The organism is Halorarum halophilum, from assembly GCF_013401515.1.
Taxonomy (GTDB): Archaea; Halobacteriota; Halobacteria; order Halobacteriales; family Haloferacaceae; genus Halorarum; species Halorarum halophilum.
In genome coordinates this window covers 2,178,138-2,204,151 of sequence record NZ_CP058529.1, presented here as the reverse complement: position 1 = coordinate 2,204,151, position 26,014 = coordinate 2,178,138, and the positions used below count along the sequence as shown (strand labels likewise).

Below are 26,014 nucleotides of genomic sequence, written 5' to 3'. Positions count from 1 at the left end.
TCGTCGGGTTCGCGATTCCATCGTCTCTTCTTCGTCTCGCCGGTCCGACCAGCGCAAGTACTCGGCGTCGTGCGTGACCCGTCCATCGACGCCCGTCGGTGCCCACGCCGGGAGCATTTATTCCGATAGACGGCCATCCCACTAGATTCACGAGCACAGGTTAGAGCCCCCCGGAATCCCCCGACTCGTGGGGTCGCGGACGTGGTCGGGTGGGTGACCAGATTGTATACGCTTTCTGTATATGGTGGGTACGAAAAAGAAACATTTATCATGGATTCTATCTATCGGTGTGGTATGCCACCAGTCAGCACGGCGTGCAGACGGGTGACGGGAGGAGCGTGTGGTGATCGGGAGGCGCGCTCTACGAACGTCCGGGACCCTCCGATCGGGGTGAGAACCCCATGAGCGACGGCGGCGAGCCGCGCACCGGTGGGGACCGGGGTGCGGTGGAGCAGTTCCGCGAGGAGCTCGATCCCATCGTCTTCGTCTTCGGCGCGGGGCTGACGGTCGGGCTCATCCTGCTGTACTTCCTCGCGCCCGAACTCGTGGTGGAGTGGATCAGCGTCGCCAACGACGCGATGCTCACGTACCTCAACTGGGCGCTGCTGCTCATCGTCTTCCTCGTCGTGCTGTTCCTCCTGTTCCTCATCGTCGGCCCGTGGGGGAACATCACGCTCGGCGACGACCCGCCCGAGTACAGCTTCTTCTCCTTCTTCGCCATGCTGTACTCGGCCGGCTTCGCGGCCGGCGTCGTCTTCTGGGGACCGACTGAAGCGCTGTTCTACTACGACAACCCCTCGCCGCTGTTCGACGTCCAGGCAGGGACGAGCGAGGCGATGGTCATCGCCGTCCAGCAGACCATCTTCCACTGGGCGCTCCCCCAACTGGCCGTGTTCACCATCATGGGGATCGCCATCGGCTACTTCACCTACAACTACGAGAACGTCCCCCTCCGCGTCTCCTCGGCGCTCACGCCGCTCATCGGGCGGGACAACCTCGACGGCCCCGTCGCGAAGGTCGTCGACATCGTCGCCGTCTTCGCGACCATCGGCGGCGTGGCGACGTCGCTGGGGTTCATCGGGAGCCAGTTCATCAGCGGCCTGAACTACCAGTGGGGCATCGACCTGGGGACCACCGGCATCATCCTCGTCGTCACGACGATGACGTTGCTGTTCACCGTCTCGATGGTGCTCGGGGTGAACCGGGGCATCCGCCGGCTCTCGAACTTCAACATGGTCATGTTCGTGATCCTCATGACGGCGACGTTCGTCGTGGGGCCGACCGTCTTCCTCGTCCTGCTGGGGACGCAGGCGTTCGGCGGCATGATCACCGACTTCGTCTCGATGAGCCTGTTCACCGGTGCGGGCGTCGAGGGCGGGACGGGCTGGGCGAACGCGTGGACCGTCTTCTACTGGGCGTGGGCGCTCTCGTGGTCGCCGTTCGCGGGCCTGTTCATCGCCCGCATCTCGAAGGGCCGGACCGTCCGCGAGGTCGCGTTCACCGGCATCGGCGCCACGTCGGCGGCGACGATCCCGTGGTTCACGTTCGTCGGCGGGACGGCCGTCTTCTACCAGCACACCGGCGTCGCCGACTTCAGCGCGGTGTTGGCCGACGGCGGTCCCGGTGCGGAGGCGTCCGGGTTCATCCTCTTCGAGGCGTTCCCGTTCGGGACGGTGTTCATGCTGGCGTTCATGCTGCTGGTGACGACGTTCTTCATCACCTCCGCGGACTCCTCGACGCTCGCGGTGTCGATGATGACGACCGGCGGCAAGGCGCGCCCCTCGAGCATCAACCGGGTGTTCTGGGGCGTCGTGCTGGGGATGTTCGCCGCCATCCTCATGACGCTCGGCGGCACCTCGGCGCTCCAGTCGGCCGCCATCATCACCGGTGGCCCGTTCGCGTTCGTCTGCCTGTTCGCCCTGCTCGGGCTCGTCAGGGAGTTCAGCTCCGAGTACGGCAGGGTGCTGCTCCGGGAGAACGCCTGGATCTTCGGCTCGCGGCCGGATACCTCCCCGGGCGGGACGGAGCCCCCCGAGCCGACCGAGACGACCGACGACGACTGACGCCGATTCGGGCCGGTCCCGACCGACCCTCCCCTCCTCCCTCGTCGGGTCCGACGCACTGACCGCTCCTCCCGTTCGGAGAACGTTCCCCGCTCCGACCGCCCGGCGACCGCCCCGACTGCCGGTTGATAACAACTTTTAATGTACGTAGTACACATAAACTGTGTATGGATAGGGGGACAGCGGAACCCGACACGGACGCCCTCCCCGGCCCGAACGCCGAGGCGTGGGTCGAGTTCCACGGGGAACACGCCGCGCCGAGCGAGTACTCCCACGAGTTCGTCTGGGACGTGACCGCCGAGGCGGACGGCCCGTTCGTCACCGACGTCGACGGCAACGTCCTGCTGGATTTCACCTGCCACATCGGCGCGGCGCCGCTCGGCTACAACAACGAGAAGGTCCTCGACCCGCTGGCCGAGTTCGACCTCGTCGAGCCGATGAAGATCGCCGGCCAGGACATGTACTTCGGCGCCGGCCCGACGCCCGAGGAGTCGGCCGTCCCCGGGTCGAGCCACCTGATGGAGAAGCTGACTGAGGTGTCCGACCACTACGGGCTGGACACCGTCTTCCTCTCGAACTCCGGCGCCGAGGCGATCGAGAACGCGATGAAGGTCGCCCACGACAACCGGCCGGCCGCGAAGTACGGCTACACCTTCGACGGCTCGTTCCACGGTCGGACGCTCGGCGCGCTGTCGCTTACGCGCTCGAAGGACGTCTACACCCGCCACTACCCGGAGATCGCGGGGATCAGGACCGTCCCGTTCTGCTCGGACCGGACCTGCGACCCCGAGGCCTGCGACTGCGGGTTCTTCGCCGGCGGGACCTCTCAGCTCCGGGGCGCGCTCGCGCCCGAGGGCGGCCACGTCGACCCCGAGGAGGTGGCGTTCATCGTCCTCGAACCGATCCAGGGCGTCGGCGGCTACCGCTTCCCGAGCGAGTCGTTCGCGGCCGAGGTTGGCGCGGTCAGCGACGAGTACGACATCCCGCTCGTCGTCGACGAGATCCAGTCCGGCATCGGTCGCACCGGGAAGCTGTGGGCCTCGGACCACTACGACATCGAGCCGGACGTCATCTCGGCGGCGAAGGCACTGCGCGTCGGCGCGACCATCTCGCGGGAGGAGCTGTTCCCGGCCGAGAAGAACCGCCTCGGCTCCACGTTCGGCGGCGGCGACCTGCTCGCGTCGGCGATGGGCGCGCTCACCCTGGAGGCGATCGAGGAGTACGACCTGCTCGAGAACGCCACCACGCGCGGTCGGCAGGCGAAGGAGCTGCTCCGCGACGACGCCCCGGACGGCGTCGTCGACGTGCGCGGCAAGGGCCTGATGCTCGCCGTCGAGTTCGACACGGCCGACCGCAGGGACGTAGTCGTCGAGGCGGCGCTGCGGCGCGGCCTGCTGACCCTCGGCTGCGGGCGGAAGACCATCCGGCTGCTCCCGCCCCTCGACTCGACCGAACGGGAGATCGAACTCGGCGTCGGCATCTTCTGCGAGGCGATCGGGGACGTCGAAACCACGCCGAAAGCGGTCTAAAACCGGACGACGCCGCTGCCCGCTCTTCTACGAACCGCCGGAACCGACGCGACCGCCGGCGCCCGTGACCTCGACGTCGTCCAGTTCGTCGAGCGCCGCGAGCACGCCGTCGAGGTGCTCGCGGCCGCTCCCCTCGATGCCGACTGTCACGGGCACGCGGTTCGGCTCGTCGTCGGCACCACGGCGGGCGCGTTCGAGCGCGTCGAGTTCGGCGCCCTCGGATTCGACCGTCTCGACCACGTCGGCGACGGCGGTCGGCCAGCCGTCGACCGCCAGCCGGGCCTCCGCGTACCGACCGAGTTCCCCGAGCCCGGTCCGGGCGAGTTCGGCGTGCTCGGTGAGGTTCACGTTCCCGCCGGAGACGACGACCCCGACGTGCTCGCCTCCCACGTCGAGTTCGTCGGACAGCAGCGCCGCGACCCCGGCGGCGCCGGCGCTTTCGGCGACGGTCTTGGCTCGCTCGGCCAGCAGCGTCACCGCGACCCCCAGCTCCCGGTCGGTGACGCCGACCACCTCGTCGACGCGCTCGCGGACGACCGCGAACGTCGCCCCGAGCAGTCGCGTGTCGGCGATGCCCTCGGCGACGGTGTCGACGTCCGACAGCTCGTGGATGCGGCCCTCCGCCAGCGACGGTTTCGCGTGGAGCGCTCCCTCGGGCTGGACGCCGACGACGCGGACGTCGTCCGGGAGCGTCGCCATCGCCGTCGCCACCCCCGAGATGAGCCCGCCGCCGCCGATGGGGACGAGCACCGCGTCGAGGTCGGGGTACTGTTCGGCGAGTTCGAGCCCGACGGTCCCCTGGCCGGCGATCACCGCCTCGTCGTCGAACGGGTGGACGAACGTCCGGCCCGTCTCCTCAGCGAGTTCGAGCGCACGCTCGTAGGACCGCTCGTAGATGTCGCCCTCGACGACGACCTCGGCGCCGTAGCCGCGGGTCGCCTCGATCTTCGCCGCGGGCGTCACCTCCGGGACGACGATCGTGGCGTCGACGTCGAGCAGACGACCGGCGAGCGCGACGCCCTGAGCGTGGTTGCCGGCGCTCGCCGCGATCACGCCCTCGGCCCGCTCGTCGGCCGACAGCTCCGCCATCCGGTTGTACGCGCCGCGGATCTTGAACGACCCCGTCCGCTGCGTGTTCTCCAGCTTCAGCCCGACGGACGCGGCGCCGCTCAGCCGGGCGAGGGTCCGCGAGGTGTCCAGCGGCGTCCGGTGGACGACGTCCGCGAGGCGGTCGCGGGCCGCCCGGACGTCGGCGAGGGAGACGACGTCCTCGGCCGTCCGGTCGACGTCCCGCTCCGAGGCGTCCGCGCTGTCTCCGGCCCCGTCCGTGATGCCCACGCCGTCCCCGGGTTCCCGGTCGGTATGGTCACTTCCGGCGTCCCCGCCGACGGACGGTTCCTCGCTCATGGCCCCCGTTCGGAGAGTTCTAGGACGGCGTCGGTGAGCACGTCGACGCCGATCTCGAGGCTGCGCTCGTCGACGTCGAACGTCGGCGTGTGGTGGCTCGTCGGGTGGTCCGTGCCCACGATCAGGTACGACGCCAGTCCGCCGTTCTCCTGGACTCGACGCATCAGGAACGTGGCGTCCTCGCTCGCGCCGAAGTCGGCCGTGGGAACGACCTCCTCGACGCCCCGAACGTCGCGGGCGACGTCGGCGACGAGGTCGACCAGTTCCGGGTCGCTGTCGGCGCGCGGCGACTCGCTGACGACGTCGACGTCCACCTCGCAGCCGTGCATCTCGGCCGCAGCCCGGACCCGTCGGCGGAACTCCCGCTTCATCGTCTCCATGAGCTCGGTCGTCTCGCCGCGCGCCTCCGCCGCCACGCGGGCCCGTTCCGCGACGACGTTGCTCGCGGTGCCGGCCTCGGCCGTCCCGACGTTGACGCGGGTCATCCCGTCCGCGTGACGCGGAATGCCGTAGACGTTCGTGATGGCGGTGCCGAGCGCCTGCATCGCGTTGTCACCCTCGTTGGGCGCCTTCCCGGCGTGGGCGGAGGTCCCCTCGAAGGTCACGTCGAAGTGGGCCATCGCCAGCGGCTTCTCGATGCCAGCGACGACCCGCCCCGTCGGGTGGTCGAGGCCGACGTGGACCGCGAGGAGGTAGTCGAGGTCCTCGGCGAACCCGCTCTCGGCCATCGGGTTGCCGCCGCCGCTCTCCTCCTCCGCCGGTTGGAAGAACACGCGGAACGTGCCCGAGAAGTCGCTGTCGCGGATCGCCTCGAGGACGGCGAGCCCCCACGTCATGTGCGCGTCGTGGCCGCAGGCGTGCATCGTGCCCTCGATCTCCGAGCGGAACCCCTCGGCGACGGGGTGGTGTTCGTCGTCCGTCGACTCCTCGATGAACAGGCCGTCGATGTCGACGCGGAGCCCGACCGTTGGCCCCTCGCCGCGGTCGAGCCACGCGACGGCGCCGGTGTTGCCGCCCGCCATCCGGTCGAGGAGGTCGGCGTCGGCGCCGCGCTCGCGCGCCCGCTCCACCCACGGGCCGAACTCCTCGTCGTCGGGGACCGCCATCCGGTCCGCCGGATCGTACGCTTCATGCCCGACGGCGATCCCGTCGGGGTCGATCGCGCGGAGCTCCTCGACGAGCCGGTGGGTCGTGTAGAACTCGCGCCACGCCGGTTCCGGGTGGCGGTGCAGGTCGCGGCGCAGCGGGGTGAGTCGGTCGCGGAGTCGTGCCGTCATGGGAGCCCATGACACGCCCCACGACCTTAATTGTACACAGTTCCCGTGTATGCGGAATACACAAAAGGATAAGTCGGGTCCCCCCGAACGCCCGGTACGCGTCGACGGGACGCCGAGCCAACTATGCCCGACCAGTCAACCACGGCCGAAGGGCCGGACGTCCTCGTCCTCCGCGAGGGGACGGAGGGCCTGTCGATGGAGTCGTACGCCGAGGAGCTCCGCGAGCGACTGCCGGAGCGGACGGTCGAACTCGCTCGGACGCCCCGCGCCGAGCGGGAACTCGTCCGGAACGCGCGGGTCGTCACCGGGATCGGGATCGACGAGGAGGGGCTCTCCCGGGCCGACCGGCTGGAGCTGTTCGCCTGCACGTTCGCCGGGACCGACCACCTCCCGACGGACGCGCTGGCCGAGCGCGGCGTCGTCGTCACGAACGCCGGCGGCATCCACGCACCGGGCATCGCGGAGCAGTCCATCGGCAACATGCTCGTGTTCGCCCGCCGGCTCCACGAAGGGTGGCGCCGGAAGGCGAACGGGGAGTGGCGCCACTTCCAGTCCCACGAGTTCACCGACAGCACCGTCACGGTCGTCGGTCTCGGCTCCATCGGGCAGGCGGTCGTCCGGCGGCTCGCGGGGTTCGATGTGGAGACGATCGGCGTCCGCTACACGCCCGAGAAGGGGGGTCCGACCGACGAGGTGGTCGGCTTCGACGAGGACGCCATCCACGACGCGTTCGCCCGCAGCGACTACGTCGTGCTCGCCTGCCCGCTCAACGACCTCACCCGGGGGCTCGTCGGGGAGGCCGAGTTCGCGACGCTGCCGCCGCACGCCGTCCTCGTCAACGCCGCCCGCGGCGGAATCGTCGACACCGACGCGCTCGTGGCCGCGCTCCAGTCGAACAAGATCCGCGGCGCGGCGCTCGACGTCACGGAGCCGGAGCCGCTCCCCAACGACCACCCGCTGTGGGACCTCGAGAACTGCCTCATCACGCCACACACCGGCGGTCACACGCCGAAGCACTGGGACCGTCTCGCGGACATCGTCGCCGACAACGTGGCCGCGCTGGACGGGGACGGGGAGCTCCGCAACGTCGTCCTCGACCCCGGCGCCGACTGAGCGATCCGGCGGGTCGCCGTCCCGATTCTGGTTGGAGAACTCCGCAAGAGCTTTGCTTCCTTTAGGCACACCTAAACCATGGCGCGGGACATTCAGGAACGCGAGGCACCCACGCGGCGCGAGTACGTGAAGTACGGCGGCGCGCTGCTCGGCGGAACGGTGCTCGCCGGCTGTACGGGTGATACCGGGTCGGAGTCCGAACCGACGGGGACGGGAACGGGGGATCCGTCGACGAGCGCGGGGGAACAGTCGTCCGCCGATTCCGCCGCCGACGAGCGTGACCCCTTCTCCGTCACGATGGAGCCGATGGGCGAGGTTTCCTTCGAAGAGACGCCCGAAACGTGGATGGCGTACTTCAGCACCTACGGCGACATGGCCGTCGCGCTCGGCCAACTCGACGGGATCAGCGGACTCGTCTTCACGGAGAACTGGCCGACGGCGTTCTACGATCACCTGCCCGGCGTCGACGTCTCCTTCGACGACGTCCCGCAGCTCTTCGCCGGCGGCGGCCTCGACAAGGAGGCGTTCTACGAGATGGACTGCGACGTCCACCTGATGGACCCGAACTTCATCAGCCGCCTCGCGGACGGCTGGGAGGAGTCCGACTACGAGGACATCCGGACGAACGTCGGGCCGATCATCGGGAACTCGATCCGTCGCCGCGGCGAGGACTGGCACGACTATGCCTACTACTCGCTGTACGACGCGTTCGGGAGGATCGCCCAGGTGTTCGACGAACGGGAGCGGTACGAGGCGCTCGCACGGGTCCACGAGGATATGCGCTCGACGATCAAATCGGAACTCCCGCCGGCGGAGGAGCGGCCCACCGTCGGACTCCTCTCGATCAACTCGGACTTCGAGAACGGGGCGTTCTACGCCTACCCGGTCCACGACGGCAACGGGCACAAGCAGTACCGCGACCTCGGGATGCGGGGCGCGTTCGACGACCACATCGACGCGAGCTACGGGGAGTGGGACTACGAGAAGCTCCTCGAGGTCGACCCCGACGCGCTCCTCTTCCAGTACGGGTTCTCCCACGTCTCGACCGGGGAGTTCGAACGCCGGATGCAGCGGATGCGCGAGGACCCACTCGGACAGCAGCTGACCGCGGTCCAGAACGACCGGCTCTATCGGGGCGGCACGTCGTACCAGGGGCCGATCGTCAACCTGTTCCAGACCGAGGTGGCCGCGAAGCAGTTCTACCCGGACACGTTCGGCGAGTGGAACGGCCTCGAGACCCTCTCGGAGGGGACCGGTCGCCTGTTCGAGTACGAACGCGTCGCGGCGATCGTCAACGGGGACGTCTAGGTCCGTTCGTCCCCGGCGGTATCGGCACGGCCGGTCGGAATCCGTCGGGACGACCGTTCCGAGCTACGCCGTGAACAACCGGCGGGGGAAGTCGGCCAGCGCCTCGGCGCCGTCGGCGGTGACGTGGAACGTCTCGCTGATCTCGACGCCGAAGTCGTCGCCCCAGATGCCGGGGATCATGTGGAACGTCATGTCCTCGGCCAGCACCGTCTCGTCGCCCGGCCGGATGCTGGCGGTGTGCTCGCCCCAGTCCGGCGGGTAGCCGAGTCCCATCGAGTAGCCGATGCGGTCCTCCTTCTCGATGTCGTACTGGGCGATGGTGTCGCGCCACGCCTTCTCGACGGCCTCGCAGGTGACGCCCGGTTCCGCGGCGTCGAGGGCGGCCTCGAGCCCCTCGACGACGACGTCGGCGGTGTGCTCGATCTCCGAGGGTGGGTCGCCGACGAACGTCGTCCGCGCGAGCGGGGAGTGGTAGCGGTGCCGACAGCCCGAGAGTTCGATGATCACCGGGTCGCCGTCCTCGAACTCCCGGTCGGTCCACGTGAGGTGGGGCGTCCCCGTGTGGTCCCCGGAGGGCATCAGCGGGACGATCGACGGGTAGTCGCCGCCGTACTCGTCGGTGCCGGTGATGAGCGCGTCGTAGATGGCAGCGGCGGCCTCGTACTCCGGGACCCCGGCCTCGATGGCGTCCAGGCCGGCGAGCATCGCCTCCTCCGAGATCCGGGCGGCCTCGCGCATGTATGCGAGTTCCCGCTTGGACTTCCTCACCCGGACCCAGTTCACGAGCAGGGTCGTGTCCTCGAACTCGGCGTTCGGGAGGTTCGACCCGAGCCGTGTGTAGGACTTCGCCGTGAAGTAGTACGCGTCCATCTCCAGCCCGATCCGGCCGCCGTCGACGTCGAGGTCCGCCAGCACGTCCGCGAGGAAGTCCATCGGGTGGAGGTCGTGCGGGGAGTGGACGTGGTCGTCGCTGTACGACCTGATGTTCTCCTCGGAGAGCCAGGTCGTCGCGCGCGCGCCGTTCGCGTCCATCTCGCGGCCGACCCACACCGGCTCGTCGCCGTCGGCCGTGAGGACGACCGCCTGGTGGACGTAGAACGACCAGCCGTCGTAGCCGGCGAGGTAGTTCATGTTCGCCGGGTCGGAGACGACGATGGCGTCGAGGTCCCGATCGCGCATCCGCTCCCGCGTCCGCTCGATCCGCCGTTCGTACTCGCTCGGCTCGAAGATATCCCCTGGCATGGTAGTGGTTCTCGGGTGTGAACGTCGCGCACGCGAGTGAAAAGTTTTTTCGTGTATATCGGATACGGATACTGTATACGACCCCGCCGACCGCCCGTCAGTCCCCCTCGTCCCACTCGGCCAGGACGCGGTGTTCCGCGGCCACGTCGTGCACCGCGTCGGCGTCCAGCGGCCCGTCCTCGGTGACGACCGTGACCAGGTCGGCGGGCGTCCGGTCGAACAGGGGCGCGTACGCGTCGACTCCCTCGGGAACCTCGTACGTGGTCGATTCGGGACGGAACCCGCCCTCGCCGGCGACCTTGTCCCGGGCGGCGACCGCGTAGACGGGAACCCCCTCGTAGGCCGCGGCGAGCGCCAGGCCCCGCGTCCCGACCTTGTTCGCGACGTCGCCGTCGGGCAGCACCGTGTCGGCGCCGACGAGCGTCGCGGCGACGTCGCGTTCTGCGACGGCCGACGCGACCGCGGCGTCCGGGAGCAGGGTCACCGTCCGGTCGGCCCCGGCCGCCAGCTCCGCCGCCACCTCGCGTCCCTCGCCGCCGGGGATCGACTCGGCGACGAGAACCGGCCCGTCGTGGTCAGCGAGCGCGGCCGCGACCGTCCCCGAGCGCGACAGCGTGAGCACCGGACCGTCGAGGAGCGCGGCCGCCGTAGCAGCAGCGCGGTCGTCCGCGTCCACGGCATCCGCGACGGCCTCGATCGCGCGCTCGCGAACCGCCTCCGGACGTCGGTCGGCCTCGGCCAGCACGCGGCTCACCCGGTTCCCCACCGCCGCCATCCCCGGCCTGGCGTCCCGAAGGTCGCGGGCCGTCGCAGCCACGGCGTCCCAGGACGCCGCGACGGCCGCCTCGTCGCGGAGGGTCTCCAGCGCGCGGACCGAGATGGTCGCCGAGCCGTGGACGTCGTCGTCCCGGACCGACTCGACGGTCGGGCCGACCGCGCGGTACGCGCCCCAGAGCTTCGGCACCGTCTCCCGTTCCAACATCGCGGTCGCCGGCACCCACTCGTGGGCGGCGAGTTCCTCGTTCGGCGTCACTTCGCGCGTCGCGCAGTCGAACAGGAGCGGGTGGACGGTGAACTCCCCCTCCTCGTCGTCGACCCGAACCGTGTCCCCGGCGCGGACGAAGGTGAGGGCCTCCGGACCGATTCCGACCTCCTCCTCGACCTCCCGGTACGCTTCCTCGACCGGGTCGTCGGTGTCGCCCTCGACGTACCCCGAGACGCCGCCCCAGCGCCCGCGATAGGTACCGACGGCGTCGCTCCGGCGGACGAGCAGCACCTCCCCCCGGTTCCGGAGGAAGGCGGTGACGACGTTCGCCATGGTGGCCGGTCATACCGCGGGCAGTACGAAGGGTGTGGCGACCGTCGGCCCGTCGAGCAGCGCCCCCCGTCACCGCCAGTCGCACATACGGAGAGGGGGTGGTCCAACCGCCGAAACAGAAGCGACTGTCACATGGGGGGGATTAATACCGAACGAAAATTAAGAATTAAAGGAGCACACCTGATGTCCCGTGTGCTCACGGCTGCCCGAAAAGAAAAATCGATGGTCATCGATGGCATGGTCGGGTCGCCCGTCGTCCGGGGTCATCTGAGGGAAAGCAGGGGAAAACGAGCGACGGCGGGGGCGGACCTGGCACCCTTCCGCCCCCGTTCCTGACGGCGATGGAACCTCACGTTCTCCGTAACCGGCGTTCCTCGTCCTCGCGCCGCTGTCCGACGCAGTGGCGTAGCCATCGGTCCACGGACGACCGGTGACGGTGGACTCCCGAACGAGAACGGTTTTGTCAACTCCTGAACGAGATGTCCCCGATGCCCTCCAGAGATCCCATCCGCCGACGAGTGCTGACCGTCGGCGGGCTGTTCGCGGCGGCCACGTTCGGTGGTTGTTCGCAGGCCCTCCCGACCGAGACGGACGACTCGTCCCGACAACTCGTTCTGTCGCTGTCCTCGCTCGAGGGATCGCTCCGCGAGCGGTACGTCACCGACCTCTCCGAGACCCGTCCGCCGTGGGACGAACGGGCGTTCGACGCGACGCTCAACGGATCGACGTTCACGACGCAGCACCGCTCCCCCTTTCCCGCCCGTGGGGACGACGAGCCGATGTACGCGCGCCGGAACGGGACGTACTACCACCTCGATTCGCACGTCGTGGGCGAGGAGACGGTGGGCCACCCCGTCCTCCGACTGTACGAGGTCGGCGACCAGGACGACCCGGAGAGCGTCCCCGACCACGTCGCCAGGTCGGCGCTCCCGGACGTCGATCGGCGAGCGATCCGGATCGCGCACTTCGCCGCCAGAGCGCGGGGGAACGTCGGCGGCGTTCCGTGGGACCTCGTCGAGCGCGACGGCTACGTGTATCGCGACGAGGAGGCGATCGCGGCCAGCGACCTCCTCGACGAGTCGGGTCCGTCACACGTCGAACATCGGGGAACCATCTACGAGGTCGAGGTTACCGAGGAGACGTTCCACGAGGCGATCTACCGGGCCGACGTCGACCCGGTCGCCGAGTCCGAGGCGGAACTGGAGACGATCCTCCGAGCGTCGCTCCTCGACGCGCGAATCGACCGTGACGACCTCTCTTTGGGGGAACGCGACGTCCTTCGGCGGGCGATGAACGACTCGTACCGGGAGTCACACCCGTTCTCGGACGCGTTCCGGTCGGTGCTGAAGAGGCTCAACCGATGGCCCTACCTCGACGGCAACGTCGAGAAGGACGCCGGCGTCGAGTCGGGTCGCCAGCGTCGATTCCTCCTGTACGGCGACCGGTACTTCCAGTTCACTCTCTGGTTCGCTTCCGGGGAGTAGTCGTCTCCCATCGACGACGAACTGGAGTCGATCGAGGACGCGCCAACCGGGCGGCGGTTCAGGAGAACTTGCGGAGGCCGCCGTTCCCGGTCCCGTAGATGGCCCCCTCGGCGAGGCTGGGGCCCATCTCGAAGCTCCGGTCGCGTCCGCTTGCGAACGCCTGTCCCCGCTCGCCGGTGGCGGCGTCGAACACCGCTCCCCATCCCTCCCGGACGTCGCTGTCTACCGGTACGTACACCTTCCCGTCGCCGATGGCGATCCCGCTCGCGTAGCTCCCCGAGTACGACCGTGTCCGCCAGCAGGGCTCGCCCGTCGCCGCACCGAGCACGTACAGGGTCGTGTCGGTGGTGACGTACGTACGGCTCCCGTCCGTGGCGACGGTCCGTGGCCGCTGTTGCCGCTCGGTCTCCCCGACCGGGAGCTGGAACCGCCAGCGTTCGGCCCCCGAGGCAGCGTCGAGGGCGATCACGGCGCCCGCCTCGGTTCCCGTGTACACGGTCCCCGCCGCGACCGCCACGTTGCACTCGATCCGGGCCGTCGTCTTGTGACGCCAGCGCTCGCTGCCGTCGTCCGTCGCGAGCGTGCGGACGTAGGTATCGTCGCCGGCGACGTAGAGCGTCCCGTCGACGACCGCGGGCGGCGACGTCATGCGCAGGCCGGTCGGAACGTGCCACCGGAGTTTCCCGTCCGCGAGATCGAACGCGCGGACGCCGACGCCGCCCGCCACGTAGACCGTCCCGTTCGCGATGACGGGCGGCGCATCGAAGATACCTGCTGCCGGCTCGGCCGCGGTCCACTCGCGGGCGCCCGTCGCCGCGTCGACCGCCTCGATGCCGGTCTCCGTGGCGACGACCAGCCGCCCGTCACCGACGGCCGGTGCGGGTCCCGGACCCTCCATCTCGAGACGCCAGCGTTCCTCGCCGCTGTCGGCGGCGACCGAGAACAGGCTCGCGTCCAGATCGTGCACGTAGACGGCGTCCCCGTCGACGATCGGCACGTGGTATCCCATGAAGGTCTCGATCGGCACGCTCCAGTCGAACGTGAGATCGCCGTCGGGGACGGCCTCCGCGGCGACCGTCGCCGTACCGGCCGGGCCGCCGAACGTCCCGGGCCAGGTCGTCGTGGTCGTCTCCACCGGGTCGTACGGCGGGCAGTCATCGCTCCCGTCGAAGGGATCCGGGGAGTAGTCCACGAGCGTCGAACAGCCGGCCGTGCCGACCCCTGCCGCCGTGCCGAGGGCCGCGAGCAGCCGCCGGCGGGACGGGTACTCGGTCATGCGAGCTTCCGCACCCCGTGGTGTGTGTGGCTGAGGAACACCGCATCCCCCGTGACGACCGGTTGGGCGATGGGACGGGGACCGTACAGGTCGGGGAAGTAGTTGCCGTCGACGTTCCAGTCGTCCGCGTCGTCCCCCCAGCGGCGCGTCCCGTCGGTCGCGTCGAACGCCCCGGTGCGCAGGTACACCCGCCCGTCGGCGACGGGTGGCCGGGCCAGATACGGGAGCTTCTGCGCGTCCCGGTCGCGGATCGGAGCCTCGTTCACGACGCGCCAGCGTTCGGTGCCGTCCGCGGCGTCGAGCGCGTACAGGTTCTTCGCGGCGACGTACACGCGGTCGCCGTCGGTCGTCGGTGGCCCCGCTGTCTCGGCGCCGGTGACGAACCGCCACCGACGGTCCCCGCTGGCCGCGTCGACGGCGTGGACCGTGCCGCCGACGGTCGCGTAGACGGTGTCGTCGCCGACGGCCGGGCCGTGCGGACGGGACCCGTACGGCCCGTCGAGTTCGTACCGCCAGCGGCGCGAACCGCCGTGGTCGTACGCGAGGAGGAGTGCGCCGCCGTCGTTCGTCTCGACGGCCACGTAGACGCCCGACTCGTCGGCGGCCGGCGTCCCGATCGCGAGGGGGTCCGGATCGTCGAACAGCGGTGGAACGAGGCCGGTGCGGTCGACCGTCCAGTGCTTCGTACCGTCGGTGGCGACCGCGTGCAGGTTCCCCCGGCTATCGGCGACGTAGATCCGGTTTCCGTACACCGTCGGCGTACCCACCTGCCCGCCGAGCGCCACGGTCCACGTCCGGTCCCCGTCCGCTACGGCGTACAGCGCCCCGTCGCGACCGCCGACCACGACCACGTCCCCTGCAATCGCGGGCCCCCCGGTGAGCCCGTTCGGAATCACATACTGCCAGGCTACCGTCCCGCTCGCAGCGTCGATCGCCACTACCTGGCCACTGTCCTCCTCCGGATCGAAGAATCGTGTCGCGAGGCAGGCGACGTACACCGAGCCATCGGCGACGACCGGGGTGCTCAGGTAGCCGTATAGCGGGGGGTCCGTCGACTGCCGGGAGACAGTCCACTCGACGCTCGGGCTTTCGGGACCGGCCGGAGCGTGTCCCGTCGCGGCGGGGTCGTACCCGGCGGTCGGCCAGTGCGTGGGTGACGCGTCGAACGTCGATTCGGGCGGTGGTGCTTCGTTACAGCCGGCGAGTCCCGTCGAGAGGGCGACGGCACCGGCTGCGAGGACGGCGCGTCTGGAGGGCATAGCAGGTGCTCGTCACAGGGTGGTATATTGGTTTCTACCCGTCTAGGCCGACTGAACGGAAGCTACCGCACCGTTTTTGAACTGATCGCGCTGGCTCGCCCCTCGCGCTCGTCCGGAGCGACGAACTGGTCGAACTGGTCGAATCCGGGACCGCCCGGTCGATTAGTCGTCGGCCGCGGCGGCCGCGGACTCGTGTTCGATCGTCGTGCCAAGCACGTCGAGGAACTCGGCGAGCCACTCCGGATGGTCGGGCCACGCCTGGCCGGTGACGAGGTTCCCGTCGGTGACGACGCCGTCGACCCACGAGCAGCCGGCGTTCTCCACCTCCGCGCGCACGGCGGGGTACGACGTCATCTCGCGCCCCTCCAGCACCCCGGCGGCGGCGAGGATCTGCGGGCCGTGACACAGCGCCGCGACCGGCTTGTCCTCCTCGAAGAAGTGCCGGACCGTCTCCAGGACCGAGTCGTACGTCCGCAGGTACTCGGGCGCGCGGCCGCCGGGGACGACCAGCGCGTCGTAGTCCGCGGGGTCGACGTCCTCGATGGCGGCGTCCAGCGCGAAGTCGTGGCCACGGGTCTCCAGGTACGTCTGGTCGCCGCGGAAGTCGTGGACGGCCGTCTTCACCGATTCGCCCTCACCCTTCTCCGGGGCCACCGCGTGGACCTCGTGGCCCGCCATCTGCAGCGCCTGGTATGGGACCATGACCTCGTAGTCCTCGACGAAGTCGCCGGCGATCTCGAGTATCTTCTTACCAGTCATGCGTGCACACCTGGCAGGAAAATTCGGCTCCCGAACGATAACGGTTGTGTCGGGATGGAGTCCTCGTCGGCCGATGCGGGGCGACAGAACTCCCCGAATCCGGGCCGGACGACCACTCGGCATATAGGGTCGACGCCCCTAGAAGGTGCGGAATGACGACCGACGTGCGGACCGGTGAGAGCTGACGTGACGGACGACGGGGCGGGCGGGAGCGCCTTCACGTCGGACGGCGGATCGATGTGGCGCATCTACGCGGAGTACGGTCGGGAGAACGTCGGCGACGCGGTACTCGGGACGGTGATGGCGCTGTTCTCGCGCGCGCTCGGCCTCGTGCCGGCGCTCGTGCTGGGGCTCGCGATCGACGCCGTGCTGCTGGGGACGCGACCGTTCCGCCTCCCGCTGGTTCCCGACGGGCTGATCCCGGGGACTCCGGCGGGTCAGCTCTGGTTCGCCGTCGCGCTCCTCGTGACCGCGACGCTCGTGGGGGCCGCCGGGTCGTGGCTCCAGAGCTACGGGTGGAACAAGTTCGCCCAGAACATCCAGCACGCGCTCCGGGTCGACACGTACGAGCGACTCCAGCTCCAGGACCGCGCGTTCTTCGACCAGTCCAGGACCGGGGAGCTCCTCTCGGTGTTGAACAACGACGTGAACCAGCTGGAGTCCTTCCTGACCGACGGCCTGAGTTCGGCGTTGCGGTTGCTCGCGCTGTTGGTCGGCGTCGGTCTGGTGATGACCGTCCTGAACCCCTGGCTGGCGCTCGTCTCGCTTGCCGCGGTGCCGGTACTGGGCGTCTTCACCCTCCTGTTCGTCCGACGCGTCCAGCCGAAGTACGCCAGGATGCGCGAGAGCGTCGGCGCCCTGAACGCCAGACTGGAGAACAACGTGGGCGGCATCGAGGTCATCAAGACCGAGGGCGCGGAGGCGCACGAGGTCGGTCGAGTCCGGGACGCCTCCCGGTCGTACCTCGACACCAACTGGGACGCCATCACGACGCGGATCACGTTCTTCCCGGGGCTGTCCGTCCTCTCCGGGCTGAGCTTCGCGCTGACGTTCGCGGTCGGGGCGTTCTGGGTGCTGAACGGGCCGCCGTGGTTCTTCAGGGGGACCGTCTCCCCCGGCGAGTTCGTCACGTTCATGCTGTACACCCAGCAGTTCATCTGGCCGCTCGCGCAGTTCGGCCAGATCGTCAACAGCTACCAGCTGGCCAAGGCGTCCAGCGAACGGGTCTACGGCCTGCTCAACGCCGATCGGTCGGTTCGGGAGCGGGCCGATCCGGTCGCGCTGGCTGAGGTGACCGGCCGCGTCGACTACGAGGGGGTAACCTTCGGCTACGACGACGCCGGCGATCCCGGTGAGTCGTTCCTCGGGGACGAGTCGGTCCTCCGGGACGACCCCGACGACGCCGGCGAGTCGGTCGACCCGGTCCTCCGGGACGTCTCGTTCACGATCCCGGCCGGTGACACCCTCGGCGTGGTCGGCCCGACGGGGAGCGGGAAGTCCACGCTCGTGAAGCTCCTCGTGCGCCTCTACGACGCCGGCGAGGGAACCGTGCGCGTCGACGGCCACGACGTGCGCGACCTCTCGCTGGAGAGCCTGCGTCGGGCCGTCGGCTACGTCTCCCAGGAGCCGTTCCTGTTCTACGGGACGATCCGGGAGAACATCGCCTACGGCACCTTCGACGCCACCGACGCGGCGGTGGAGGCGGCCGCGCGCCGGGCGGCGGCCCACGAGTTCGTCGAGAACCTCCCCGACGGGTACGACACCGTCGTGGGGGAACGCGGGGTCCGCCTCTCCGGGGGTCAGCGCCAGCGGATCGCGCTCGCGAGGGCGTTCCTCAAGGACCCCGCGATCCTCGTGCTCGACGAGGCGACGAGCCACGTCGACACCGAGACGGAGGCCATCATCCAGCGCAGCCTCCGCGAGGTCGCGGCCGACCGCACGACGATCGCCATCGCCCACCGGCTCTCGACGGTGAAGGACGCCGACGAGATCCTCGTCCTCGAGGGCGGACGCGTCGTCGAGCGGGGCACGCACGCCGACCTGCTCGCGATGGACGGGCTGTACGCCAACCTCTGGCGGGTCCAGGCCGGTGACTTCGACGACCTCCCCGACTCGTTCTTCGAGGACGCGATCGCCCGCAGGGCGGCCATCGAGGGCAACGCAACGACGGACTAGAGGCCCCCAACTCGTCCCAAACTCCGCGAGGAGGAACCTCGACGAACCCGGTCGAGGGCGCGACCCCAGCCTAGCGAGCGGTACCGCCACCGGCGGCCTTTTGCCACCGACGTGCGACCGCCCCGTATGGAACTGTTCGCCGTCCCCGACCTCCCCGAGATCCGGGAGGGGGACGACCTCGCCGCCATGGTCCGCGACCGGGTCGACCTCCGCGCGGACGACGTGGTCTGTGTCGCCTCCACGGTCGTCTCGAAGGCCGAGGGGCGGACGTTCGACCTCGGCGACTTCCCGGCCGGCCCCCGAGCGCGGGAGATCGCCGCGCGGCTGGGCGCCATCTCCGGCGAGGAGAAGGACCCCCGGTTCGCCCAGGCCGTGCTGGAGGAGTCGACGGAGCTGCTGATGGAGGCGCCGTTCCTCCTCACCGAGACGCGGTTCGGCCACGTCGGCGTCAACGCGGGCATCGACCGCTCGAACGTCCCCGACGGCGACCTGCTGCTCCTGCCGGAACGCCCCTCCGAGTCCGCCGAGCGAATCCGCGAGGGGCTGCCCGTCGACCGGGTCGTCGTCACCGACACCTGCGGCCGGCCGTTCCGTCACGGCCAGCGCGGCGTCGCCATCGGCTGGGCCGGGATGCACGCCTCGCGCGACTGGCGCGGCGAGACCGACCGCGACGGCCGGGAGCTCGGCGTCACCGTCGAGAGCGTCGTGGACGAACTCGCGGCCGCGTCGAACCTCGTCGCCGGCGAGGGCGACGGTGGCACGCCGGCCGTCGTCGTCCGCGACTTCGAGTGGGGCGAGCACGGCGGCAGCGACGAGCTCTTCCGCGACGTGGGCGGCGACTTCGTCCGACAGGCGCTCCGGGGGTGGGAGTTCGATGGGTGACGGGGTGCTCGGGATCGAACTCACGCCAGAACACCCCGTGGACCGCCTCGTCGACCTCGGGGCGGCCGCCGAGGGGGCGGGCTTCGACGCGGTGTTCGTCTCCCACCACTACAACAACCGGGACGCCTTCCAGGCGCTCGCGCGACTCGCGGCCGCGACCGACGACGCCCGGCTCGGCCCGGGCGTCGTCAACCCCCTCGAGACGCATCCCGTCACCCTCGCCTCGCGGGTCGCCACGCTGGACGAGGCCTCCGGCGGCCGCGCCGTCTACGGCGTCGGACCCGGTGATCCCTCCTCGCTCCGGAACCTCGGCCACGCCGACGAGCGCGGCCTCCGCCCCGTACTGGAGGCGTTCGAGGTCGCGCGACGGCTCTGGGCCGGCGAGCGCGTCGACGGCGGGAGCACGTTCGAGGCCGACGACGCGGGGCTGAACTACGAACCGCCGCAGGGCGCCGACATCCCGGTCTACGTCGGCGGCGAGGGTCCGCACATGTGCCGGATGGCCGGAAAGCGCGCCGACGGCCTGCTGTTCAACGGCTCGCATCCCGACGACCTCGCCTGGGCCCGCGAGCGCGTGGCCGAGGGCCTGGCGGACCGCTCGGACGGTGTCGACGCCGACGGGTTCGACCTCGCGGCCTACGCCGCCGTCTCGGTCGCCGAGGACGGCGAGGCGGCGAAGGAGGCCGCCCGTCCGCCGGTCGCGTACATCGCCGCGGGCGCGCCGCCGCCGGTGCTGGATCGACACGGAATCGACCCCGAGCGCGCCGACCGCATCGGCGACGCCATCGCCGCCGGCGAGTTCTCGACGGCGTTCGAGGCGGTGACGCCGGCGATGCTGGCGGCGTTCTGCATCGCCGGGACGCCCGAGGAGGTGGAGGAGGGAATGGCCGCGGTGCTGGCGCACGCGGACTCGCTCGTCGTCGGGTCGCCGCTCGGGCCGAACCTCGAAGAGGCGATCAGGCTGGCCGCGGACGCGGCGCCGTAGGCCGGTTCGATCGATCCGACGCGTCCCGTCGGTTCGGTGCTGCGGACGTTCCGTCGGTTCGGAACCTCCGCTCAGTGCCGCTAGCGCGTCTCGCTCGGGTTGCGGCGGGGCGTCGGGGTCACGATGCCGAGTTCCCGGCCGAGCGCGCCGAGCGCGAGGTAGCCGAGGAGCCCGACGCTGAACGCCATGATCAGCGCGCCGAGGAGTATCGTGACGAACGAGAGCGGGTCCCCGAGCGCGACCTCGAGGCCGATGATGCGGGCCATGCCGACGATGCTGTTGCCGAGTTCCACGAGGAAGTCGATGACCGAGACCATGTCCGGGCGTTGTTCCCGGCGGGGCTTGAGCGTTGATACTCGTGCAGCCACGTTCCCGGGCCGGGGCATCCCCGCCCTCCTACTCGAGGGCGCGCCGTCGGAACCGCACGACGACCCACCCACAGACGACCGCGACCGGAACCGTGAGCCAGCCGAAGAACAGGACGGAGGCCACCGACACCTTCAGGGCGGTCCCCGCGGCTACCGCCGGCCCCATCCGCTCGACCGGGAGATACAGCGGTCCGACGACGAAGTACCACGCCCACATCAGCGGATGGGCGAGCAGGCCGACGAGGAACCCGGCCAGAATGGCCCGCCCGGTGGTCGGTCTTCCCGGCCGTTCGACGAGCGCCCACCAGAACGCCCCGCCGAGCACCCCACCGGCGACGACCGCCTGCGGGCCGTACATCAGGTGGGAGGACCCGGTCGGCTCCGGGGGGAGCACGGCGAGGAGGACGAGAGCGACCGCCGCCGCCGCGAGTGTACAGACCGCCGCCATCACGCCCGACCACTTCGCGCTCCCGTCCATAGCTCTCGTATCGAGACGGCACGAATAAAACGCGCCTATCGCTTCCGTCGTGCCGAGGAGGCGCGGCTCGTTCGGCTTCCGGTGTTCCGTCGACGCCGTCACACACCCCGGACGCACCCGAGCTATCGCGCCGGAGTTATGTCCGCGGACGCCCTCCTCTCGGCCGTGACGGGGGACTACTCGCTCGACGACTTTCTCGACGCCGGGGAGCGCGAGGACCCCGCCGACGACGCCGACGAGCCGGACGACGTTCCCGCGGAATCCGACCGGGAGCCGGAATCGGCGTCCGACCCGGAAACGCCGGCCGACTCCGGAACGGACGCCAGCCCCGAACCCCCGGCCAACGCTGACTCGGACACCGACTCGCCGGACGACGACTCAACCGCCGAATCCGGCGGCATCGAAACCGAATCCGACGAGGACGATCCGATCCCCCCGGAGTCCGTCGCCCCCGCCGAACCGACCTACGGCTGGTCGCCCGACGGCGCCGAGTGTACGGGGTGTGGCGAGACCGCCACGACTCGGTGGCGCCAGGACGGCGAGTACGTCTGCGCCGACTGCAAGGAGTGGTAGCTACCGGCGCGTCGGGCGCTCGAACCCGGACGCCAGCGTCGCCTCCTCGACGGTGAGGGTCGTCGGACGGCCGTGCGGGCAGGCGTAGGGCTGCTCGCACTCGCCGAGTCGCTCGACCAGTCGGGTAGCTGTCTCACGGTCCAGCGCGTCCCCGGCCTTAAGCGACGGGTGGCACGCGAGGTCGGCCAGCGCCGCCTCCCGCGGGTCCGCCTCGCCCCGCGCGAGCGACGCGGCCGTCTCGCCCAGCGCGTCCGCGTCGGCGACCCGGCCCAGCGGCGCGGGGACGGCCGCGACGCGGTACGTGTTCCCGCCGAAGGGTTCGAACGCGAACCCCAGGTCGCGGAGCGCGTCGGCGTGCTCCTCCACCCCTGCGGCGGCGCCCGGGTCGAGCGAGACGGTCGCGGCCGGGTCCAGGTCGGCCGAGGGGACCGCCTCGTCGGCCAGCGCGGCCCGCAGGCGCTCGAAGTTCACCCGCTCGTGGGCGGCGTGCTGGTCGATCACGACCAGGTCGTCGTCGGCCTCGCACAGCACGTAGAGGTCGCGGAACTGTCCGATTACGGTCGCGTCGGCGAAGTCCGACTCGGCGCCCTCCACGGGCGCGAGCGAGGAGTCGAGGTCCATCGCCACCTCGCCGGAGCGCCGGAGGTCCGCCGTGGTGAGCGCGTCCCGGACGCCGGTCTCGACCGCGTCGGCGACGGTGTTCCCATCGCGGAGCGCGACGCGTTCCTTCGCGGGGTGGACGTTCGCGTCCACCGTCTCGGCGGGGAGCGAGAGGCGGACGACGGCGACCGGCTCCCGACCGGACGGGACGAGGGTGCCGTAGCCCGACGCGACCGCCCGGCGGAGCGCCTCGTTCGCGACCGGCCGGCCGTTGACCGCGAGGTGGACGTGGTCGCGGGTCGAGCGCGTGACAGCCGGCGCGACGAGCGCGCCCTCGGCCCGGAGTTCCCAGCCCACCATCGGTTCCGATCCGGCCCCCGTTTCGAGGTCCGCCCGGTGGTCGAACGCGGTCGCGTGCCCGGCGGTCTCGCGGTCGTAGATGGCCACCAGCGCGTCCGTGGTCCCCGTGCCCGGCGTCCGGAGCGTCTCCCGGCCGTCGTGGGTCAGCGAGAACGCGACGTCCGGCCGGGCGAGCGCGTAGTCCGCCAGCAGTTCGGAGACGCGGCCGAACTCCCTGGCTGGCGAGGCGAGCGACTCCCGGCGCGCGGGCCTGTCGGCGAACAGCTCCGTCACCTCGACGGTGGTCCCCCGCGCCCGGCCGGCGTCCGCGACGGCCGTTTCCCCGTCGGCGACGCGGACACGGGTGCCGATCTCGTCGTCGTCCGCGTTCGTCGTCAGTTCCAGCGTACCCGCGTCCGCAACGCTGGCGAGCGCCTCCCCCCGGAAACCGAGGGTGTCCGCGGCCGCGAGATCACCGGCGTCCCTGATCTTGCTCGTCGTGTGCGGTTCGACCGCGAGCGCGGCGTCCTCCCTGTTCATCCCGCATCCGTCGTCGGCGACGCGGATGCGGTCGGTCCCGTCGCCGTCGACCTCGACGTCGATCCGTTCGGCGCCGGCGTCAAGCGCGTTCTCCACCAGTTCGGCGACGACGCGGGCCGGTCGGGTGATCACCTCGCCGGCGGCGATGCGCTCGACCGTGGCCCGGTCGAGTTCGCGGACGCCGGCCTCGCGGCTCCCGGCCATCTCAGACGTCCTCCTCCAGCCGCCGCTGGAGCCCGTTCAGGCGGTTCAGCGCCTCCATCGGGGTGGTGTCGGCGACGTCGACCTCGCGGAGCGCCGCCAGCGTCTCACGCTCCGCGTCGGTCAGGTCGACGGTTCCGGCGCCACGCGACCGCCCCCGCTCCGCGCCCCCGAGGTCGTCGAGGGTGCGCTGTGCCGAGTCGGAACCGGGGTCCTCGTCGGCGGGTTCCGCATCCGCGTCGGCTTCCTCGGCTACGAGCGCCCTCGCGCGCTCCACGACCGGGTTAGGTACGCCGGCGAGTTCGGCGACCTCGACGCCGTAGGAGGCCGCTGCGGCGCCGGGTTTCGCGCGATGGAGGAACGTCACGTCCCCGCCCTCGCGGGTCGCCGCGAAGTGGAGGTTCCTGACGCGCTCGCGCTCGTCGGCGAGTTCGGTGAGGTCGTGGTAGTGGGTCGCGAACAGGGCGGTCGAGCCGAGTTCGTCGTGGAGGAATTCGACGGCCGCGCGGGCGATGGCCCGGCCGTCGGTGGTGGCGGTTCCGCGACCCACCTCGTCCAGGACGACCAGCGAGTCGGCGGTCGCGTCGTGGAGGATGTCCGTCAGCTCGCGCATCTCGCGCATGAACGTCGACTCGCCGCCGGCGATGTCGTCGCTGGCGCCGACGCGGGTGAACACCCGGTCGACGACCGGGAGCCGGGCCGACTGGGCCGGCACGAACGAGCCGGCCTGCGCGAGCACGACGCAGAGCGCGACCTGGCGCATGTACGTCGACTTCCCGCTCATGTTCGGGCCGGTGACGAGCGCGACGGTGCCCCGCGGCAGGTCGGTGTCGTTCGGCACGAACTCCGGCTCGGTGCGCTCGACGACGGGGTGGCGGCCCCCTTCGACGAACACGCCCTCGGCGCCCAGTTCCGGGCGGGCGTAGTTCCGCTCGACCGCGGCGGTCGCGAGCGCGGCGAGTGCGTCCACCCGGGCGACGGCGTCCGCGAGACCCTGGATCCGCTCGGCTTCGGCAGCCACGTCGCCCCGGACCTCGGTGAACAGCTCGTACTCCAGCCGGTCGGCGCGCTCGTCGGCGCCGAGGATCTCGTCCTCGCGGCGCTTCAGCTCGGGCGTGTAGAAGCGCTCGGAGTTCTTCAGCGTCTGTCGGCGGGTGTAGTCGTCGGGCACCTTCTCCAGTTGCCCGTTCGTCACCTCGATGTAGTAGCCGTGGACTCGGTTGTAGCCGACGTCGAGGTTGTCGATGCCGGTGCGCTCGCGTTCCGCGGACTCCAGGTTCGCCACCCACTCGCGCCCTTCGCGGGCGGTTCCGCGCACCTCGTCGAGGTCGGCGTCGAAGCCGTCGCGGACGACACCGCCGTCGGTGATGTCCGTCGGCGGGTCCTCAACGATGGCGGCGTCGATCCGTTCCCGGAGGTCGGCAAGCGCGTCGAGCGAGTCGCGGAGGTCGGCGAGTTCCGGGACGTCGGCCAGCGCGTCGCGGATCTCGGGCACGGCTTCGAGCGTCGCGTGGAGCGACCGGAGGTCCCGTGCGTCCGCCCGTCCGCGGGTGACGCGCCCGACGAGGCGTTCCAGGTCGTACGCCTCGCCGAGCAGGTCCCTGACCTCCTCGCGGACGAGCGTCTGCTCGGCGAACGCCTCGACCGCGTCGTGGCGTGATTCGACCCGCTCGCGGTCGAGGAGGGGGCGGCGGAGCCACGCCCGGAGTCGGCGGCGGCCGAGCGCGCAGCGCGTCTCGTCGAGCGTGTCGAACAACGTCGCGTCACCGCCGGCGTGGGTCTCGAACAGCTCCAGCCCGCGGAGCGCGGTCGCGTCGAGCCGCAGGCTGCGCCGGGGGTCGTACCATCGGACCCGGTTGACGTGTCCGAGCGGGCCGTCGTCGCCCTGCGCCCACTCGGCGTAGGCGAGCAGCGCGCCAGCGGCGGTCGCGGCGGTCGGCCGGAACCGTTCCGGGTCGGCGTAGGCCGTCAGGCGCTCGCGGGCCGCGTCGGGTTCGAAGACGGTCGGGTCGTACTCGGTGGTCATCGCGCTGTCCGCGAGGTCGTCCCCGCCGGCGTCGACGTCCGGACCGGTCAGCAGTTCCGCGGGGGCGATGCGCGCGAGTTCCTCCTGCACGTCGGCGAGCGACCCGGCCGTGGCGGCGCACTCGCCGGTCGAGACGTCGACGTGGGCGAGGCCGTACTCGCCGTCGCTGTCGCCGCACACCTCGGCGGCGTCGCCGGTACTCCCCCGGGCCACGCAGGCGACGTAGGTGTTCGACCCGGTCGCGAGCAGTTCGTCGTCGACGACCGTTCCGGGGGTGATGACCTGCGTGACCGCCCGGTCGACCAGCCCGTTCGTCTCCTCTGGGTCCTCGACCTGGTCGGCGACCGCGAGGCGGTACTCGGCGTCGAGCAGGCGGTCGAGGTACTTCGCGGCGTTGTCGACGGGGATGCCGCAGGCGGTGTAGGTACCCGTGGAGTCCTCGCGCTCGATCCGCGTGAGTTCGCAGACCCGGGCGACCTCGTCGGCCGTCTCGCAGAACGCCTTGTAGAAGTCGCCGACGCGGAAGAGGAGGACGGCGTCGTCGTACTCCTCGGCGAGGTCGACGTACTGGGCCAACATGGGCGTGAGTTCGTCCCGGCGGTCGAGCATCTTCGCCGGCGCGCCCGTTACCATGGTTGTCGAGGGGCGGGGGAGGGGCGAAAGGGTTTCGCCCTCCCGTCGGGGGCCGGGTGATTCGTCGTCGTGTCCGCCGGTTCGGTCGCGGGCGTCGACGGTTCGACGAGCGCGTCGGCCCTCCACCCTCCACCGGACACGCGGCCCTTTTCTCCGTGCACCCCCGACGACGCGGTAGA

20 protein-coding genes are annotated in these 26,014 nt (G+C 70.8%); 9 read left to right on the top strand and 11 right to left on the bottom strand.

The window, feature by feature from the left end; genetic code table 11:
• Positions 1-401: 401 nt before the first annotated feature.
• Entirely contained in the window at positions 402-2,063 is a 1,662-nt protein-coding gene (locus HUG10_RS11140; RefSeq protein ID WP_179169648.1) for a BCCT family transporter, read from the top strand.
• Between the two features lie 167 nt (positions 2,064-2,230).
• Positions 2,231-3,592: an aminotransferase class III-fold pyridoxal phosphate-dependent enzyme gene (locus tag HUG10_RS11135; protein ID WP_179169647.1), complete on the top strand. Its 1,362-nt coding sequence runs from the start codon at positions 2,231-2,233 to the stop codon at positions 3,590-3,592.
• A 27-nt stretch (positions 3,593-3,619) separates the two neighbouring features.
• Here the strand turns inward: HUG10_RS11135 and ilvA are convergent, their stop codons facing one another.
• Positions 3,620-4,999 carry a threonine ammonia-lyase gene (ilvA, locus tag HUG10_RS11130; RefSeq protein ID WP_179169646.1) on the bottom strand — a complete coding sequence of 460 codons (1,380 nt, stop codon included), beginning with the start codon at positions 4,997-4,999 and terminating at the stop codon, positions 3,620-3,622.
• The gene (locus HUG10_RS11125) at positions 4,996-6,276 is read right to left on the bottom strand and encodes an amidohydrolase (RefSeq protein WP_179169645.1); all 1,281 of its coding nucleotides are present in this window, start codon (positions 6,274-6,276) and stop codon (positions 4,996-4,998) included. Before HUG10_RS11125 ends, ilvA begins: the two co-directional genes overlap by 4 nt.
• 123 nt (positions 6,277-6,399) lie before the next feature.
• Here HUG10_RS11125 and HUG10_RS11120 point away from each other — a divergent pair, with 123 nt between their 5' ends.
• Entirely contained in the window at positions 6,400-7,389 is a 990-nt protein-coding gene (locus HUG10_RS11120) for a D-2-hydroxyacid dehydrogenase (protein ID WP_179169644.1), read from the top strand.
• 78 nt (positions 7,390-7,467) lie between these two features.
• Positions 7,468-8,697, top strand: coding sequence for an ABC transporter substrate-binding protein (locus tag HUG10_RS11115; protein ID WP_179169643.1), 1,230 nt, complete (start codon positions 7,468-7,470; stop codon positions 8,695-8,697).
• 63 nt (positions 8,698-8,760) lie between these two features.
• On the opposite strand, the gene HUG10_RS11110 is transcribed toward HUG10_RS11115, so the two are convergent.
• On the bottom strand, positions 8,761-9,939 hold the full coding sequence (locus HUG10_RS11110; RefSeq protein ID WP_179169642.1) for a M24 family metallopeptidase: 1,179 nt from the start codon (positions 9,937-9,939) through the stop codon (positions 8,761-8,763).
• A 97-nt stretch (positions 9,940-10,036) separates the two neighbouring features.
• On the bottom strand, positions 10,037-11,257 hold the full coding sequence (locus HUG10_RS11105) for an NUDIX domain-containing protein (protein ID WP_179169641.1): 1,221 nt from the start codon (positions 11,255-11,257) through the stop codon (positions 10,037-10,039).
• Positions 11,258-11,745: 488 nt separating this feature from the next.
• Here HUG10_RS11105 and HUG10_RS11100 point away from each other — a divergent pair, with 488 nt between their 5' ends.
• A complete protein-coding gene (locus tag HUG10_RS11100; protein WP_246310131.1) occupies positions 11,746-12,741 on the top strand; it encodes a hypothetical protein in 996 nt (331 codons plus the stop codon).
• Between the two features lie 58 nt (positions 12,742-12,799).
• Here the strand turns inward: HUG10_RS11100 and HUG10_RS11095 are convergent, their stop codons facing one another.
• From HUG10_RS11095 to HUG10_RS11085, 3 genes are all read right to left on the bottom strand, one after another.
• Positions 12,800-14,017, bottom strand: a complete 1,218-nt coding sequence (locus tag HUG10_RS11095; RefSeq protein ID WP_179169640.1) for an outer membrane protein assembly factor BamB family protein — start codon at positions 14,015-14,017, stop codon at positions 12,800-12,802.
• Entirely contained in the window at positions 14,014-15,276 is a 1,263-nt protein-coding gene (locus HUG10_RS11090) for a PQQ-like beta-propeller repeat protein (protein WP_179169639.1), read from the bottom strand. The genes HUG10_RS11095 and HUG10_RS11090 overlap by 4 nt, the downstream gene beginning before the upstream one ends.
• A gap of 162 nt (positions 15,277-15,438) precedes the next feature.
• On the bottom strand, positions 15,439-16,035 hold the full coding sequence (locus tag HUG10_RS11085) for a DJ-1/PfpI family protein (protein ID WP_179169638.1): 597 nt from the start codon (positions 16,033-16,035) through the stop codon (positions 15,439-15,441).
• 174 nt (positions 16,036-16,209) lie between these two features.
• Between HUG10_RS11085 and HUG10_RS11080 the strand changes: the two genes are divergently transcribed.
• The 3 genes from HUG10_RS11080 to HUG10_RS11070 all read left to right on the top strand — a co-directional run bounded on the left by HUG10_RS11080 (position 16,210) and on the right by HUG10_RS11070 (position 20,077).
• Complete coding sequence (locus tag HUG10_RS11080; RefSeq protein ID WP_394354961.1) at positions 16,210-18,210, top strand: ABC transporter ATP-binding protein; 2,001 nt, start codon at positions 16,210-16,212, stop codon at positions 18,208-18,210.
• A 126-nt stretch (positions 18,211-18,336) separates the two neighbouring features.
• Positions 18,337-19,092, top strand: coding sequence for a coenzyme F420-0:L-glutamate ligase (locus HUG10_RS11075; RefSeq protein ID WP_179169637.1), 756 nt, complete (start codon positions 18,337-18,339; stop codon positions 19,090-19,092).
• 4 nt (positions 19,093-19,096) lie between these two features.
• Positions 19,097-20,077, top strand: a complete 981-nt coding sequence (locus HUG10_RS11070; RefSeq protein WP_179171056.1) for a 5,10-methylenetetrahydromethanopterin reductase — start codon at positions 19,097-19,099, stop codon at positions 20,075-20,077.
• An 80-nt stretch (positions 20,078-20,157) separates the two neighbouring features.
• Here HUG10_RS11070 and HUG10_RS11065 read toward each other — a convergent pair whose 3' ends face one another.
• On the bottom strand, positions 20,158-20,394 hold the full coding sequence (locus HUG10_RS11065) for a hypothetical protein (protein WP_179169636.1): 237 nt from the start codon (positions 20,392-20,394) through the stop codon (positions 20,158-20,160).
• A gap of 79 nt (positions 20,395-20,473) precedes the next feature.
• The gene (locus tag HUG10_RS11060) at positions 20,474-20,923 is read right to left on the bottom strand and encodes a hypothetical protein (RefSeq protein ID WP_179169635.1); all 450 of its coding nucleotides are present in this window, start codon (positions 20,921-20,923) and stop codon (positions 20,474-20,476) included.
• 138 nt (positions 20,924-21,061) lie between these two features.
• Here HUG10_RS11060 and HUG10_RS11055 point away from each other — a divergent pair, with 138 nt between their 5' ends.
• Entirely contained in the window at positions 21,062-21,496 is a 435-nt protein-coding gene (locus HUG10_RS11055; RefSeq protein ID WP_179169634.1) for a DUF7573 domain-containing protein, read from the top strand.
• Here HUG10_RS11055 and mutL read toward each other — a convergent pair whose 3' ends face one another.
• Both mutL and mutS read right to left on the bottom strand, forming a co-directional pair.
• The gene (mutL, locus tag HUG10_RS11050; protein WP_179169633.1) at positions 21,497-23,179 is read right to left on the bottom strand and encodes a DNA mismatch repair endonuclease MutL; all 1,683 of its coding nucleotides are present in this window, start codon (positions 23,177-23,179) and stop codon (positions 21,497-21,499) included.
• Position 23,180: 1 nt separating this feature from the next.
• Positions 23,181-25,835, bottom strand: a complete 2,655-nt coding sequence (gene mutS / locus HUG10_RS11045) for a DNA mismatch repair protein MutS (RefSeq protein WP_179169632.1) — start codon at positions 25,833-25,835, stop codon at positions 23,181-23,183.
• Positions 25,836-26,014: the final 179 nt, after the last annotated feature.